15 protein-coding genes, 2 tRNA genes and 1 pseudogene are annotated in these 15583 nt (G+C 57.2%); 6 read left to right on the top strand and 12 right to left on the bottom strand.

Features of this window, described 5'->3' with window-relative positions; translation table 11 throughout:
• From AC2LD7_RS19735 to AC2LD7_RS19725, 3 genes and pseudogenes are all read left to right on the top strand, one after another.
• Positions 1–625: pseudogene (locus AC2LD7_RS19735) on the top strand (hypothetical protein); the annotation flags it as partial.
• Positions 625–1122: a hypothetical protein gene (locus AC2LD7_RS19730; protein ID WP_484599370.1), complete on the top strand. Its 498-nt coding sequence runs from the start codon at positions 625–627 to the stop codon at positions 1120–1122. The pseudogene AC2LD7_RS19735 and the gene AC2LD7_RS19730, both read left to right, overlap by 1 nt.
• A gap of 406 nt (positions 1123–1528) precedes the next feature.
• A complete protein-coding gene (locus tag AC2LD7_RS19725) occupies positions 1529–1930 on the top strand; it encodes an OB-fold protein (RefSeq protein WP_484599369.1) in 402 nt (133 codons plus the stop codon).
• A 565-nt stretch (positions 1931–2495) separates the two neighbouring features.
• On the opposite strand, the gene AC2LD7_RS19720 is transcribed toward AC2LD7_RS19725, so the two are convergent.
• From AC2LD7_RS19720 to dapA, 4 genes are all read right to left on the bottom strand, one after another.
• Positions 2496–2585: transfer RNA gene (locus tag AC2LD7_RS19720), tRNA-Ser, on the bottom strand.
• A gap of 143 nt (positions 2586–2728) precedes the next feature.
• A complete protein-coding gene (locus AC2LD7_RS19715) occupies positions 2729–3598 on the bottom strand; it encodes a phosphoribosylaminoimidazolesuccinocarboxamide synthase (RefSeq protein ID WP_484599368.1) in 870 nt (289 codons plus the stop codon).
• Positions 3599–3733: 135 nt separating this feature from the next.
• Positions 3734–4834 (bottom strand): outer membrane protein assembly factor BamC, encoded by a 1101-nt coding sequence (gene bamC / locus AC2LD7_RS19710; protein ID WP_484599367.1) that lies wholly within the window; start codon positions 4832–4834, stop codon positions 3734–3736.
• A 40-nt stretch (positions 4835–4874) separates the two neighbouring features.
• On the bottom strand, positions 4875–5753 hold the full coding sequence (gene dapA / locus AC2LD7_RS19705; protein ID WP_484599366.1) for a 4-hydroxy-tetrahydrodipicolinate synthase: 879 nt from the start codon (positions 5751–5753) through the stop codon (positions 4875–4877).
• 220 nt (positions 5754–5973) lie between these two features.
• On the opposite strand from dapA, the gene AC2LD7_RS19700 reads away from it, so the two are divergent.
• On the top strand, positions 5974–6534 hold the full coding sequence (locus AC2LD7_RS19700; protein ID WP_484599365.1) for a glycine cleavage system transcriptional repressor: 561 nt from the start codon (positions 5974–5976) through the stop codon (positions 6532–6534).
• 14 nt (positions 6535–6548) lie between these two features.
• Positions 6549–7022: a peroxiredoxin gene (locus tag AC2LD7_RS19695; protein WP_484599364.1), complete on the top strand. Its 474-nt coding sequence runs from the start codon at positions 6549–6551 to the stop codon at positions 7020–7022.
• 39 nt (positions 7023–7061) lie between these two features.
• Here the strand turns inward: AC2LD7_RS19695 and AC2LD7_RS19690 are convergent, their stop codons facing one another.
• Both AC2LD7_RS19690 and AC2LD7_RS19685 read right to left on the bottom strand, forming a co-directional pair.
• The gene (locus AC2LD7_RS19690; RefSeq protein ID WP_484599363.1) at positions 7062–8138 is read right to left on the bottom strand and encodes an AI-2E family transporter; all 1077 of its coding nucleotides are present in this window, start codon (positions 8136–8138) and stop codon (positions 7062–7064) included.
• A 17-nt stretch (positions 8139–8155) separates the two neighbouring features.
• On the bottom strand, positions 8156–8407 hold the full coding sequence (locus tag AC2LD7_RS19685; RefSeq protein WP_484599362.1) for a sulfurtransferase TusA family protein: 252 nt from the start codon (positions 8405–8407) through the stop codon (positions 8156–8158).
• Between the two features lie 108 nt (positions 8408–8515).
• Here AC2LD7_RS19685 and AC2LD7_RS19680 point away from each other — a divergent pair, with 108 nt between their 5' ends.
• Complete coding sequence (locus tag AC2LD7_RS19680) at positions 8516–9946, top strand: M48 family metalloprotease (protein WP_484599361.1); 1431 nt, start codon at positions 8516–8518, stop codon at positions 9944–9946.
• Between the two features lie 95 nt (positions 9947–10041).
• On the opposite strand, the gene nadA is transcribed toward AC2LD7_RS19680, so the two are convergent.
• The 6 genes from nadA to ybgF all read right to left on the bottom strand — a co-directional run bounded on the left by nadA (position 10042) and on the right by ybgF (position 15577).
• Entirely contained in the window at positions 10042–11100 is a 1059-nt protein-coding gene (gene nadA, locus AC2LD7_RS19675) for a quinolinate synthase NadA (RefSeq protein WP_484599360.1), read from the bottom strand.
• A gap of 331 nt (positions 11101–11431) precedes the next feature.
• Positions 11432–12928, bottom strand: coding sequence for a succinyl-CoA:acetate CoA-transferase ScpC (scpC, locus tag AC2LD7_RS19670; protein ID WP_484599359.1), 1497 nt, complete (start codon positions 12926–12928; stop codon positions 11432–11434).
• 195 nt (positions 12929–13123) lie between these two features.
• Positions 13124–13199: transfer RNA gene (locus AC2LD7_RS19665), tRNA-Lys, on the bottom strand.
• Positions 13200–13257: 58 nt separating this feature from the next.
• Positions 13258–13932: a 7-cyano-7-deazaguanine synthase QueC gene (queC, locus tag AC2LD7_RS19660; protein WP_484599358.1), complete on the bottom strand. Its 675-nt coding sequence runs from the start codon at positions 13930–13932 to the stop codon at positions 13258–13260.
• 50 nt (positions 13933–13982) lie between these two features.
• Entirely contained in the window at positions 13983–14630 is a 648-nt protein-coding gene (gene queE / locus AC2LD7_RS19655) for a 7-carboxy-7-deazaguanine synthase QueE (protein WP_484599357.1), read from the bottom strand.
• A 119-nt stretch (positions 14631–14749) separates the two neighbouring features.
• Positions 14750–15577: a tol-pal system protein YbgF gene (ybgF, locus tag AC2LD7_RS19650; RefSeq protein ID WP_484599356.1), complete on the bottom strand. Its 828-nt coding sequence runs from the start codon at positions 15575–15577 to the stop codon at positions 14750–14752.
• Positions 15578–15583: the final 6 nt, after the last annotated feature.

Here is a 15583-nt window from a genome sequence, read left to right as displayed (position 1 = left end):
CCTGGGTCAAATTTCAATCGGCAAGGTGGGTCAATTTTCCATCAGCGCCAACACTTGTTTTGAGCGGCGGGCAGAAATTGACGCCGATTGCATGTCTAGAGCCGCTGCAATCGTCCGCTACTCCCTAAGCGAGTGGGCGCGGTATACAGAGGGCGAAAGAGTAAGCCCTCAGCTGAAGCAAGCCATAGCGCTGATGGACTGGCTGCGAGACCCCAGGCGCATCGATCAATGGCGAGAGTTTCACGTGAATATATTAGGGAAATCAGGACCACCGTTTGCGCGCAAGGCAAAACAGCGTGACGCAATCCTACTAATTCTAGTAGAGCGCCGCCACCTGCTTACCGATGACGGCAAACAGTTCAGGATCAACCCACTTGCGGAAATTGCGGTTACTGCGGAAAGCCAGCAAATACAGGACTCTATCTTTGCGGAAAACCTACGGAAGTTTGCGGAGACCGCACGACCAAGCATGGCTTCTGCGCCATATCCGCAACCGTCCGCAAACCCTCCGCAGCCTGTAACGCCAATCGATAGCGGGCTTCCGCAGAATCCGCAGTTTCCTTACCCTGCCACAACCACTCCGCAGGGCTTTGGTTTTAACGTCAACGACTACAGGCCCCTATGATGAGTAACCACGACGACAAACAGCTAAGCCAGCCTGCAATGAAAAGCGAACAGCTTGTTGCGCGTAGCAATGAAATGAACAACCTACGAAAGCGCACCGCGCCAGCGGTTGCGGTGTCGCCAGAACTACGCGCCGCCGGCCTTATCAAAACATTAACGGGTACGAACGCCAGCAGCACCGAGCTTATGCAAGAAATAGATAGGCGCAACAAAGCAATCAAGGCTGGCGATATGTCGCAGGCGGAAGGAATTCTAGCTGCCCAGGCGCTTACTCTTGACGCCTTATTTTCCGATCTGACCAAGCGGGCATTGCGTTCCGAGTATCAAGAGCAGTTCACCGCTTACATGAAACTTGCCCTCCGAGCACAGGCGCAATCTGCACGTACGATAGAAACACTTGGCACGCTAAAGTCACCAAAACAAATTGCCTTCGTGAATCAAGCCAACATCGGCAATCAGGTACAGGTTAACAACGGCACCGAACCCACGCGCGCATGAAAAAATCAAAAAGCGCAAAGCAGACTATTGGAGATGGAGTATGGCGAACGGCTGGACACCCGAACGGCGAGCACGGCAGGCGGAGCTAATTCGACAGTGGCGTCCGTGGGAAAAAAGCACCGGTCCAACTACGGAAACGGGTAAAGTTATTGCTAGCAGGAATGGCTGGAAAGGTGGCGAGCGGGCGCTGATGCGTCAGCTTTCCCATTTTTTGCGCGGGCAGGATAGGGAACGGCGGCGATTGCTCGAAAATCCTCCTAACAAAGATCAAGGTCAGGAGTTATTGTAGAAGCGGACCTGCTAGCGTCTCGACTTACGAAGAGTGCGCCATAAAACAAAATACACGTACTAAAATAATTAAGAATAATCATATAACAAAGCAATTAATAATTAGGGATGATGAACAGTGAAATGCAAAACTTTCAGCAAAACGACAACATCATTAGGATTCGCTTTTTTTTCATTAAGCGTTGTAGCTCTTCCCGAATATACCGCAAGTGAAATTCGTACGGATTACACGGAAAATGAAGTTAAAGCTTCGCTAAAATATGAAGACAAACGACTTATTGTAAGCGGGCAAGTGGCAGGCTTCGGCAAGGATTTTGACAACGACCCTTACGTTAAACTAAATCACGCAATTTTAGGGCCTGAAGCCAAATTTGATAAAAAGCTAATCGAATACGTCTCAAGTCTACATATAGGAGACCAAGTAAGACTTATGTGTACAGGGAAACGTAAGGGGGTTTTCTCTCCAAGACTAGCCGCGTGTGTAGCTGTATTAAAGGGCTATACCGGCTCAAAAAAATGAGCGCAACACCAGCTCTTCTCGCTAGTATCTAAAGAGAATTTTCATATCTTCACTTCTGGAGCACACACAACTAATGGTCGCCTTAAGCCAGCTGTCGTTATAGCCGAACTTGAACTGTGTGGCGAAAGGCCGGATGGCATTGAACCTCGGGCTGAAAAGTATGGGATAGACGCAGGCCTTTCTCTTGCTAGCCCAATGATAGCTCGCTTCACAGATGAAAAGGCCCGCATCGATGCGAGCCTTGTTTTCAATGGTGCCGGTGAGAGCAGTCGAACCCCCGACCTTCGCATACGAACCAGCCTCTCAGCCTGACCATGGTTGTGTACTTAATTTGTGGCCCGCTAGGCGGCAGAGAAACAGCGGCGCTTGGCTGAATAACCTTAGGTTTAGCTTGCGAGCTTCTAGGAATGGTTTGTCTCTTGTCCGCCACCCAGACCATTTCTAACGAGCACTTCATCCAAGGGCAGGAAAAGATCACGCGCTTCCGAGGTGGGGGAATAAATGGGGGAATAGTTACCAGACAAAACGCGAAAGCCCCGAAAATCGGGGCTTTGCGCACTAATAGTGGCGGAGAGATAGGGATTTGAACCCTAGGAACAGTTGCCTGTTCAACGGATTTCGAATCCGTCCCGTTCGGCCACTCCGGCATCTCTCCAGCGGCGCGCATCATAGCAGTTCGTAAGCGATTGTCGAACCCCACGGCGATGCTTTTTTGCTCGCTATTCAGGATGTTGCGTTGGCCTCACGCCAATTTCGCTTCGATTGGGGTCGATCAGCATTTAGCCGATACGCAAGCAATCAGGCAGTCAGGCGAGTCAGGGCTTCGCGATACTTGTCTGCCGTCTTTTGGGCAACCTCGGCCGGCACCGGCGGTGCTGGCGGTTCCTTGTTCCAGCCAGTGGATTCGAGCCAGTCGCGAACGAACTGCTTGTCGAAGCTCGGCGGGCTGGTGCCTTCCTGGTAGCTGTCGGCTGGCCAGAAGCGGCTGGAGTCGGGCGTCAGCACCTCGTCCATGAGCGTCAGGGTGCCGTCTTCATCGAGGCCGAACTCAAACTTGGTGTCGGCAATGATGATGCCGCGGGTCGCCGCGTATTCGACGGCTGCGGTGTACAGCGCGACGGAAGCGTCACGTACCTTCGCTGCCAGTTCCTTGCCGATAACGGCTTCGCATTGTTCGAAGGAGATGTTCTCGTCGTGATCGCCGACGGCAGCCTTGGTCGATGGGGTGAAGATCGGTTGTGGCAGCTTGGCCGCTTCCTTCAACCCCGCCGGTAGCTGGATACCGCAAACGGTTCCGTTCTTTTGATATTCCTTCCAGCCCGAGCCGACAATATAACCGCGCACGATGGCCTCAACTGCAACCGGCTTCAAGCGCTTGGCGACCACCGCACGGCCTTCCACCAACGGCAGCTCCTCAGCCGCGACCACGTCTTCGACCTGGTCGCCGGTGAAGTGGTTGGGTACGAGGTATGCGAGCTTCTCGAACCAGAAGTTGGAAATCGCAGTGAGGATCTTGCCTTTCTCCGGAATCGGCTCGGCGAGGATTACGTCGAACGCCGAGAGCCGGTCAGTGGCGACCATCAGCATGCGTTTGTCGTCGATTTCATAGAGGTCACGGACCTTGCCGGAGTAGATCTTCTTCAGGCTGAGGGCGCTTGGAGTGGTCATGGCGATTCTCGCGGTTACCGAACCATTGATACGCCGCCGGAATCGACGAGACGTACCGAAGGATCTGTCATCAAACGAAACAGGCGAAACCGAATGGTTTCGCCTGGATTGGCTGGAGTCGGCTGTTTCTAGGAATCAGCCCAGGTTGTCCTTGAGCATGTTCAGCACACGACGCGCCACGTCCGCGGGAGCGATGGTATCGAGGTCTTTGTCGAGGGTGACCTGGATGTCGCCGTTCACATCTGTCACACGGACCTGATAACGCTCGGCGCGGGCCTCGATCTCTTCGCGGTCTGGCGCCCCGCCGAACAGCCGGGAGAAGAATCCAGGCTCGTCGTCTGGGTTTTCCGCGCCTTCTGCCAGGTTGATGTAGTAAACGCCCAGGCTTCGATCCAGATCCTCGACGAGGATGTCACTCGCGGCCAGCGCACGACCGACGCTCGACCAGGCGCGGTTGAAATCGGTATCGAGTTGCAACACGGGGCTGCCACTGCCAGCTTCGCTGAGCGTTACCCGGCTAGGTGCATCGAACTCACGCTCGGCCAGTAGGGAAGCTGAACCACCTTGCTCTGCGCTGCTGGTCAAGCCCGCCTGCAGCTCGTCGAGCAACACGCGATCGAGTTCAGCGTTGGCAGTTGTTTCAGGCCAGGCGATATCGGCGTTGCTGCCTGCCGGACGCTGAACGCTGAGCAGATAGATTTCGCTGGTATCGCGCTGCACGCCCGGCTCGATACGGACACGAACGCGGGTCTCGCCGTCGCCCAGGCCAAGATTGCGCACCAGTGCCGGGGCCAGTTGATCACGCGTCTGCCAGGCGGTAACGAATTCGCCGGTTTGAGGGCGCTCTTCGGCGATCTGAAAACCGTTGTCGGTAAAAAACTGTCGAGCGGCAGCCCAAACCAGCGAGGGCGAGCGCATCGCAACCAGCCAGCGTGTGTCTTCCGATGTCTGCAGACTGAATTCGCTGGTTTCCTCGGCAATCAGCAGCCGCTGCGGGCGCGGCACTTCGTATTCACCCGTAACACGGGTATCAGACACCTGCTGGGGGATTGGCAGCAGCGGGTCGATCGGACGCACTTCGGCGCCGGCAGGGACCTGCATCGGAGCGACCTGCCGCGCTTGCAGATAATCGCTACCGCGGTCGCGGAAATATCCGTCTTCGCCCCACAACCAGCCACAACCGCTGGTTCCAGAGATGATCAGGGCTAGGGTGGAGAGTCCGGCCAGTCGCTTCATGCGTGTTCCTTCATTAATAAACCAGTACACCGGATGTCGCTCAGGCCAGCACACCGGACTGGCGCATAGCCTGGCGCAGGGGTTCCTGGCAGCGCTGGCTGAGCCAGGTCAGGGGCAAACGAATACCGTCAGGCATCAAGCCCATTTCATGCAGCGCCCATTTCACCGGGATCGGATTGGCCTCGATGAATAATGTCTGGTGCAGCGGCATCAGCAACGCATTGATCGCGCGCGCCTTTTCCGCATCGCCGGCAATGGCCGCGGCACATAGCTCGCTCATGGCACGAGGCGCGACGTTCGCGGTGACGGAAATATTGCCTTTGCCGCCCATCAGCATCAGTTCAACGGCGGTGGCGTCGTCGCCGGAATAGACGAGAAATTCCTTACCGACGCGATCGAGTACCTCCTGACCGCGATTGAGGTCGCCGGTCGCTTCCTTGATACCGATGATGTTGGGCACCTTGGACAGTCGCTCGACGGTCTCCGGCAGCATGTCGCAAGCGGTGCGGCCGGGAACGTTATAGAGGATCTGCGGGATCGCCACGGCCTCGGCAATATGACGGAAGTGCAGATACATACCTTCCTGAGTCGGCTTGTTGTAGTACGGCGTGACCAGCAGGCAGGCATCGGCACCTGCCGCTTTAGCATTTTCAGTCAGCTCGACGGCTTCACGGGTGGAGTTGGCACCGGTTCCGGCAATAACCGGAATACGACCGTTGACCTGGTCCACCACCCGGCGGATCACCTCGATGTGTTCGGGCACCTCGAGCGTTGCCGACTCACCAGTGGTGCCGACCGCAACGATTGCATTGGTGCCTTCCTGTAAATGGAAATCCACCAGCTTGCTCAGGCTATCCCAATCAAGACCGCCCTGCGCGTCCATGGGAGTGACCAGCGCCACCATACTGCCCGCAATCATGCAACCACTCCTGCCGGAAAAAGAGAGGCGTAATGGTACAAGGCTCCTTTGCGCTTTGCGAGTACGCTGGACGCATCCTGCAACCAGACCGGCCACCGCGATACCGATGCACTTTTCGCACATAGCCCGTGCACGCATTCCCTCCGCCGGCGCTTTTCGCTACTCTTAGCCGTTTTCGGCTTGGCTGGCCGTCCGATTCACCCACCGCCAGGAATGCTGCATGTCCACCCCCCCAGTACCCCGCGAACAGTTTCTCGTCATCAGCGCCATGGGCCGTAGCCCAATGGAGCTCACCAATGTGCTCTGCAGAGCCAGCAACGAGAATCGCTGCGCCGTGGTCAGCACGCGTCTGACCCGACATGGCGAGTGCTGCGCATTGGTCCTGGAAATAACCGGAACCTGGGACGCCCTCGCTCGCATGGAGACGGCGCTACCGGGTCTGGCAAAAAAACATGATTTCACCACCAACGTCGTGCGCAGCGAAGCACTGGAAACCCGCCCGCAAGCGCTGCCCTACGTCGCCTATGTCAGCTCGGTTTACCGCCCGGACATTCTCAACGAGCTGTGTCAGTTCTTCATTGATCACCGCGTCGAGCTGGAAAGCCTCACCTGCGATACCTATCAGGCTCCACAGACCGGCGGCACGATGCTCAATGCAACCCTGACCGTGACTTTGCCGGCTGGTACGCAAATCAGTTGGTTGCGTGACCAGTTTCTGGATTTTGCCGACGCGCTGAATCTGGACGCACTGATTGAACCCTGGCGCCCGCAGAACCCTTGAGAAGGAAACAATCGATGCCCGTGGAAATCGACCAACCCGTTCCACCCTTCCAGGCTCAGGCCACCGGCGCCCAACAAATCAGCCCCGAAACGCTGAAGGGCAAGCAGGTGGTTTTGTACTTCTACCCGAAGGACAACACACCCGGCTGCACCACCGAAGGCCAGGGCTTTCGTGATTTGCACGATGCGTTCAGCGCGGCCAACACGCTGGTATTCGGCGTTTCGCGGGACAGCCTGAAAACCCATGAAAACTTCAAGGCCAAGCAGGCGTTCCCCTTCGAGCTTATCTGCGATAAGGATGAACAGCTCTGCCAGCTGTTCGACGTGATCAAACTGAAGAAGCTCTACGGCAAGGAATACATGGGCGTAGACCGCAGCACCTTTCTTGTCGACGTCGACGGCGTCCTACGCCAGGAATGGCGGGGTGTGAAGGTTCCCGGGCATGTCGAAGCCGTTTTGCAGGCCGCCCAGGCGCTGCATCAGCAATAAGCAGAAGGCCGGCGAAAAAGCCGGCCTTTCTCGTTCCACCTAATATTCTGACACCACTGGAACGGTGGGCGACCTGCGCGGCCAGGCATAGAGTACCGCCTTGAACAACGTGGCCAGAGGGATCGCGAAGAACACCCCCCAGAAGCCCCATAGACCGCCGAAGAGTAGAACCGAGCAGATAATGACTACGGGGTGCAGGTTCACCGCCTCGGAAAACAGCAAGGGCACCAGGACGTTGCCGTCCAGCGCCTGAATGATTGCGTAGGCCACCATCAGGTAAATGAACTGATCACCCAATCCCCATTGAAACAAACCAATCAAGGCGATGGGAATGGTCACGACAGTGGCGCCGATGTAAGGCACCACCACGGAAATGCCCACCAGCAACGCCAGCAAGGCCGCATAGTTCAGTTCCAGCGCAACGAAGACCGCATACGACACCACGCCGCAAATCAGAATCTCGATTGCCTTGCCGCGAATATAGTTGGCGATCTGCACATTCATTTCCTGGGACACCTGGGTTATCAACGCCCGTTCCCGCGGCAGATAGCCGCTCAGCCAGCCACTGATCTGCTGGCGATCCTTAAGGAAGAAAAACACCAGGATCGGCACCAGGATCAGGTAGATCATCAGGCTTAACAGCAGCGGCAGGCTGGACAGCGATGAGGTCAGTACCACCTGGCCGTAACGCCCGATTTCTCCGCGGATGAAATCTATGCCACGCAGTACCTGCTCTTCAGTGAGTAACTGCGGATAACGCTCAGGCAGAAGAAGCAAAAGAGACTGCCATTCCACCAGCATCCGCGGTAACTCATTGAACAGTGTCAGCAGCTGCTGCCATACCAACGGCCCAAGGAACAGGATGAAAACCGTGAGCAGCCCGACGAACATAAGGAAAACCAGCCAGACCGCCACTAAATGCGGGATTCTGATGCGCTCCAGCGCGCCGACCAGACCTTGCATCAGAAACGCCAGCACCAGACCAGCGATGACCGGCGCCAACATGTCTCCGAACGTGAGCACCGCAGCAAAGGCGACCGCCAGCAATACGGCCAGCACCACGGCTTCCTCGTCAGAAAAATATCGATGGATCCAGCCGCGAAGTACATTGAGCATCTGCAATCCTTCGGCCCTCAGGCCTTGCGCAGCCAGTAACGATAGAGACCATCATCCACTTCTTCATGCAACAACGCATGGCCGGCCAGCTTGGCGAAACTGCGGAAATCCCGCTGCGAGCCCGGGTCCGTCGCGGTAACTTTCAGCACCTGACCGCTGTCCAGTCGATTGAGCTCCAGTTTCGCCTTGAGCAGCGGCATTGGACAGTCCAGCCCAACCGCGTCCAGCTCGGCGTCGCAGGCAGCGCCGGGCGCACCCTGTTCAGTCATGATCATCTCCTCGAAAAAGGGTCGCAGGATACCGAGCTGCGCCCAGCCCTGGCCAGCCACCCGGACACAAGGCTACAGTAGCGTTCCTGCTTTGATGAGCCAGTCTGGATGAAATTGCTGCGCCCTACCCTGCTGACGCTAGCGTGCCTGATCGGGCAACCGGTTATAGCCGATGATCTGCCCTCCCTCGGCGATTCCAGCTCGGGCATCGTCTCGCCGGAACAGGAACATCAACTGGGCCGCGCCTGGCTCAGCCTGCTGCGCGGCCAGGTCCCGCAGCTGTCGGACCCGTTATTGAAGGACTATCTGGAGCGCAGCGTATATCGCTTGGCCGAGACCAGCCAGTTGCAGGATCGGCGCTTGGAATTCGTGCTACTCGACAGCCCACAACTGAACGCATTTGCCGCACCGGGCGGCATTATCGGCGTCAACGGCGGGCTGTTCCTCCATGCCCAGACCGAAAGCGAGTACGCCTCGGTGCTGGCACACGAATTGGCGCACCTATCCCAACGCCATTTTGCCCGAGGCTTGGAAGCGCAGAAGCGCATGCAACTGCCACTGATGGCGGCGATGCTCGCCGGAGTAGTCGCGGCAGCCGCCGGCGCGGGTGATGCAGGTATCGCTGCGATCCTTTCGACCCAGGCCGCCGCTATCCAGGCGCAGCGGCGCTTTTCCCGGCAGAACGAACAGGAAGCCGATCGCATCGGTATCGTCAATCTCGAACGGGCCGGCTACGACCCAAGGGCGATGCCAGAGATGTTCGGTCGTCTGATGCGCCAGTATCGCTACGACCAGAAACCACCGGAGTTTCTTCTCACCCACCCGGTCACCGAATCGCGCATCGCCGACACCAAGAACCGCGCCGAGCAATATCCAGAGGGCGGAGTTGAAGACAGCCTGCGGTATCAACTGATGCGCGCACGAGTGGACCTGAAATTCGAAAGCACACCAGGGCTCAGCGCCAAGCGCTTCCGGGCGATGCTCAGCGAAGATGAGAGCCTCGACGCTGCCCGTTATGGCCTGGCGCTGGCGCAGATCAAGAGCGGCCAGCTCGAGGAGGCGGCCGCCAGCCTGCAACCGCTGCTGAAGAAAGAGCCGGACGACGCCACTTACAATCTGGCCCAGATCGAGCTGGACATCACCGCGAATCGCCTTGCCGCAGCACGCGAACGAACCCATCACCTACTTGAGCTGTACCCCAGCAGTTACCCGGTGCGCCAGACGCACATCGACCTGCTGATCAAGGAGAACAAGCTGCAGGAGGCCGAGCGGGAACTAGACAAACTGGTCGAAACACGCCCCAAGGATCCGGACATCTGGTATCAGGTCTCGGAGATCCGCGGCCTCACCGGAAATATCATCGGCCTGCACCAGGGCCGCGCGGAATTCTTCGCGCTGGTCGGCGATTACGACAAGGCGATCGAACAGCTGGATTTTGCCAAACGCCGCTCAGATAACTTTCAGACAGCCGCACGTATCGACGCCCGACAGAAACAGCTGATCGAAGAGAAGCGAATGGTCGAGGAAATGTTGCGCTAAATGTTTGCGGCGCCGAGCAAGCGCCGCTTGCAGACAGGCAACAGGCAACAGGCAACAGGCAACAGGCGCAAAGCCTACATTGCGTCAGGAGCAATTCAAGCGTTGCCAGCCTGGCTGATACGCGCCGCCTGGGTAAAGTCCAGCATTCGCTTGAGAGGTTTGATCGCTCGCGGGACCAGTGCAGAATCAACGAAGATCTCGTTACTGCCAGTACGCAGACAATCCAGGGTCCGCTCGAGGGTATTCATCGCCATCCACGGGCAATGGGCACAACTGCGGCAGGCAGCGCCGCTACCGGCAGTTGGCGCCTCGACGAAAGCCTTGTCGGGACACAGCTGCTGCATCTTGTAGAAGATGCCGCGGTCGGTGGCGACGATAAAGGTAGAGTTCGGCAGCGTCTGCGCCGCCTTGATCAACTGGCTGGTGGAGCCGACCGCATCTGCCAGCGCGATCACTGATTCCGGCGACTCGGGATGAACCAGAACGGCGGCATCGGGATACAGCGCCTTCATGTCTTCGAGCTGCTTGGCCTTGAACTCCTCATGGACGATACATGCGCCATCCCACAGCAGCATGTCGGCACCGGTTTCGCGCTGCACGTAGCTACCGAGGTGCTTGTCGGGCGCCCAGATAATCTTCTCTCCGTTATCCATCAGGCTTTCGACGATTTCCAGCGCACAACTCGACGTAACCACCCAGTCGGCCCGCGCCTTAACGGCCGCCGATGTATTGGCATAGACGACCACGGTGCGCTCTGGATGCTGATCACAGAACGCCGAAAATTCCTCTACGGGACAGCCGAGATCCAGCGAACAGGTTGCATCCAGGGTGGGCATCAGCACCCGCTTTTCAGGGTTGAGGATTTTCGCCGTCTCACCCATGAACTTAACGCCAGCGACCACCACCGTCGTCGCCGAATGTTCGTTGCCGAACCGAGCCATCTCCAGCGAGTCGGAGACACATCCGCCGGTTTCCTCGGCCAGCGCCTGAATCACTGGATCGGTGTAGTAGTGCGCCACGAGCACCGCATTCTGCCGTTTCAACTCGACGGCAATATCGCTACGTAACTGCGCTTCCTGTTCGGGCGTCAACGGCTTGGGCTGCTTGGCCGCCAGGTGAGCCTGCACAAGGATGCGTTCGGGTATCTGCGTCATGGTCGCGGGTCCTGCAAAGCACGTTATTGCATGAGATGCCGAGTATAACCCGGTCAACCGATCGTTTCGGGCGAGACGAGGGCGGGTGCAGCGCGGTATCACCCTGCCCGCTCAAGGGGGCAGGAATACTAGCCGAAGCATCTGCAAAAGGGAAAGCGAGGGATAGGCAGGCCACGCCTTTGCGTGGCCCGAAAAAAACCATCAGCATTCAGCCGGCTTGAAAAGCTATTGCGCTCGGTTATGCGGCGTTAAACACAGGCTCGACTGCGAGCTCAGTCAAAAATATGCATTGCAAATGAAAACCGCCGGCATTCGCCGGCGGTTATTTCGATCACGCATCCTTGAGCATGTGGCCGCGCTCTTCCAGATTGATGTGCCAGTTCATGGCCTCACGCAGCATATGCGGCGTCTGACCGCCCCGATCACACGCACCTTCGAAGTATTGGTTCAGCGCTTCACGGTAGGACGGATGCACACAATTATCGATGATCATGCGTGCACGCTCGCGCGGCGCCAGCCCACGCAGATCGGCCAGGCCCTGCTCAGTAACAAGGATTTCAACGTCGTGCTCGGTATGGTCCACGTGCGCAACCATCGGCACAACACTGGAAATGTTGCCGCCCTTGGCGATCGACTTGGTCACGAAGATAGCCATATGCGCGTTACGCGCAAAATCACCGGAACCACCGATGCCGTTCATCATCTTAGTGCCGCCAACATGCGTCGAGTTGACGTTGCCGTAGATGTCGAATTCCAATGCGGTATTGATGCCCACTATACCGAGACGGCGCACCAGCTCCGGATGGTTGGAGATTTCCTGTGGGCGCAGCACAAGCTTGTCCTTGTACTTTTCCAGGTTGCCGAACACGCGATCATTGCAACGCTCGGACAGGGTGATGGAGCAGCCCGACGCAAACTTCATCTTGCCAGCGTCGATCAGTTCGAACGTGCAATCCTGAAGAACTTCGGAGTACATCACCAGATCTTCGAACGGCGAATCGATCAGACCGCACACTACGGCGTTAGCGATATTACCGATACCGACCTGCATCGGGCCGAGGTTCTTCGCCATCCGGCCGGCAGCGACTTCTTTCTTGAAAAACTCGACCAGATGATCGGCGATGGCCTGGGTTTCGTCATCAGCCGGAGTAACAGTGGAGTAGGAGTCTGGCTGCTCGGTAATGACAATGGCAGCGATCTTCGCAGGATCAACCGGAATGGCGGTAGTACCGATACGGTCGTCGACCTTGGTCAACGGAATCGGTCCACGATTCGGGCGCTCGCCCGGGAAGTAAATGTCGTGCAGACCTTCCAGGTTCGGGTTATGCGCATAGTTCAGCTCGACGATTATCTTGTCGGCGAATACAGCCAAGTTGGCGGAGTTGCCCACAGAAGTAGTCGGGACGATGTGACCCTGTTCCGTGATGCTCACTGCCTCGATGATAGTTACATCAGGACGCTTGATCTGATGGTTACGCATCTGCTCGACGGTATGGGAAAGGTGCTGGTCAATGAACATGACCTCGCCCTGGTTGATTGCCTTGCGTAGGACGGCGTCCGCCTGGAACGGCCCACGACGTGCCAAGAGGCCGGCTGCAGCCATCTTTCCATCCAGATCATTACCCAGGCTGGCGCCGGTGATCAGGCTGATCTTCAGCTTCTCGTCCTTTGCGCGGTCGATCAGCGCAAGGGGCACTGCTTTGGCCTCGCCCGCGCGGGTAAAGCCGCTCATACCGACAGTCATACCGTCGTGAATAAGTGTAGCGGCCTCTTGGGCGCTCATGACCTTGCTCTGCAGGGAGGACAAGCGGATGCGATCAGAAAACATTTGAGCCTCAAACCAACGGACAATCGGGAGGTCAAAGTCTATTACGTTTAATCTCGCCCCATTCACAGACAAAGGTCGTAGAGAAAGGGGGCTCATAGCTAAGCGATTTATCGTTTTGCTTTTCGGCAGAATTCCAAGGGCATAAAAAAACCGGACGACCTTTTGGCCTCCGGCTTTGATCTCACTAGGAGAATTTGGTGGGTCGTGTGGGATTCGAACCTACGACCAATTGGTTAAAAGCCAACTGCTCTACCAACTGAGCTAACGACCCAATGCGGAGCGCATGATACTGATTTGATTGATTAAATCAACCATTTTTTAAAGGCAGCTCAGCGATAACGAGTCGGATCTACGACACCGGCCTCTTCAAAGCCGGCGGCGCGCAGGCGGCAACTGTCGCATTTACCACAGGCACGACCATCCTCATCGGCCTGGTAGCAAGAAACCGTCACGGCGTAATCGACGCCTAGCCGAACACCGGCCTGAACGATTTCCGCCTTACTGAGGTTCTGCAAAGGCGCGCGAATGGCAAAGCCCTGCCCTTCTACACCAGCCTTGGTCGCGAGATTGGCCATGCGCTCGAACGCATCGATGAACTCCGGACGACAATCGGGATAACCGGAATAATCGATCGCGTTCACCCCGATGAAGATATCTCGCGCACCGAGCACTTCAGCCCAGCCTAGCGCCAGGGAGAGAAATACCGTATTGCGAGCCGGTACGTAGGTCACCGGTATTCCTTCGCCGATTTCCTCAGGCACGGCAATGCTGCTATCGGTCAGCGCAGAACCGCCGATGCCATTGAGATCCATGCCGATCACTTTGTGCTCGACCACACCCAACTGGCACGCGACTCGCTCTGCCGCCTGCAGCTCCGCGCGGTGGCGCTGACCATAATCGAAGCTCATAGTGTAGCAAGCGTATCCTTGCGCCTTTGCCATCGCGACCACGGTCGCAGAGTCGAGCCCGCCAGAGAGAAGGATTACGGCTTTCTTATCAGTCATTGCGTTACCTATCGAATACACCGGAACATCCTGCGAGCCCCGGATTGATATCAGTGGCCGGGCGCGTCGTTCCAGAGGATCTTGTGCAGCTGAAGCTGCAGTCGCACCGGGAGATTGTCGCTGACGATCCAGTCGGCCAACGCACGCGCATCGATCTGCCCGTGACTGGGCGAAAACAGCACCTCGCCAGCGCGAGCATCCAGCCGGTACTCGATAAGTTTGGATACCGCCCAGTCGTAATCGTCGCGCGAACAAATGACGAATTTCACCTGATCGTTGCGCGTCAGATGGCCGATATTCTCGTAGAGATTGCGACTCACCTCTGCCGAGCCTGGCGTTTTCAAGTCAACTACCCGACTCACTCGCTCATCGGTCACGGAAATATCCAGGGCACCACTGGTTTCCAACGACACCTCGTAGCCAGCATTGCAGAGACTCTCTAGCAGTGGCGCACAATTCGGCTGGGCAAGCGGCTCGCCACCCGTAACGCAGACGTAGCGAGGCCTATAGGAAGCAATACGCTCGAGAATTGCCTCAAGCGACATGATCTCGCCACCGCTGAATGCGTAGGCGGTATCGCAGTATTGACAGCGCAGGGGACAGCCAGTCAGGCGGACGAACACAGTGGGCAGGCCACTGGTACGCGTCTCCCCCTGCAGCGAGTAGAAAATCTCGGAAATTCGCAGGGTATGATGCATATCAGCCACGGGCGTGACGGCTAAACAGGCCATCCGCCTCCGTTGCGGGAAAAGGGGGAGCGATTCTAACGAAAAAACCCGCCAATGGGCGGGTTTTGTTCACCAAAGCCGAATTCGAGCTATCGGCTCAATTGGCGCTGCGCCAACTGGGCGGCCGAACTGTTTGGGTAGTCGGCAATGATTTGGCGGAGAATCCCGTTGGCCTTGTCACGATTTCCCAGGCGCACCTCGACATCTGCAAGTTTATACAGCGAATCCGGCACCTTGTTGTGCTGCGGATAGGCCTGACTGACTTTGGCGAACGCCTGGCCTGCGCCCTGCAAGTCGCCCTTGGCAAGGTTCACCTCACCCAGCCAGTACTGCGCGTTACCAGCGTACGGACTGCTGGGATACTTGCGCAAGAAGGCGGCGAAAGCCTGGCTGGCCTTATCGAAATCCTTCGCCTTGATCAGGTCAAAGGCGGCGTCGTAATACAGCTTTTCCTTTTCAGGATCGGCTGATTGATTACTCGCCGTATCTTGTGCTGAGGTGCCGGCAGGCGCCTGCACTGAGCCACCGACGGCATTGCTACCCGCCGCTGGAGAATTCTGGCTAGCCGACCCGCCCAATGAGGCGTCCGACAAGCGACGATCCAAATTTTGATAACGCTCCAGCCCTTCCTGTTTCAGCTGCTGGATCTCGTTCTGTTGCACTTCGAGCATGCCGCGCAATTGCGCGATCTCTTCCTGCATCTGTTGTAGCTGAACGAAGAGCATGCCCTGTGCCGAAGACGGAGCAGCTGCTCCGCCCCCAGCATAGGCACCGCCAGTATCTGCCCCAGATGAATAACCCGACTCAGGCGCACCACCTTGGGCTTGCGAGTCGTATTCCACTACCGGGACCTGGGCCGCCGCAAAAAGCGGCAGACCAAGCGCTATAAGCGTCAGAGCGTAACGGTGCTTGAGCATGGCTTT

Source organism: Stutzerimonas sp., from assembly GCF_982611455.1.
Note: the sequence above shows the minus strand (reverse complement) of the source record. Positions and strands in the feature narration are given on the sequence as shown.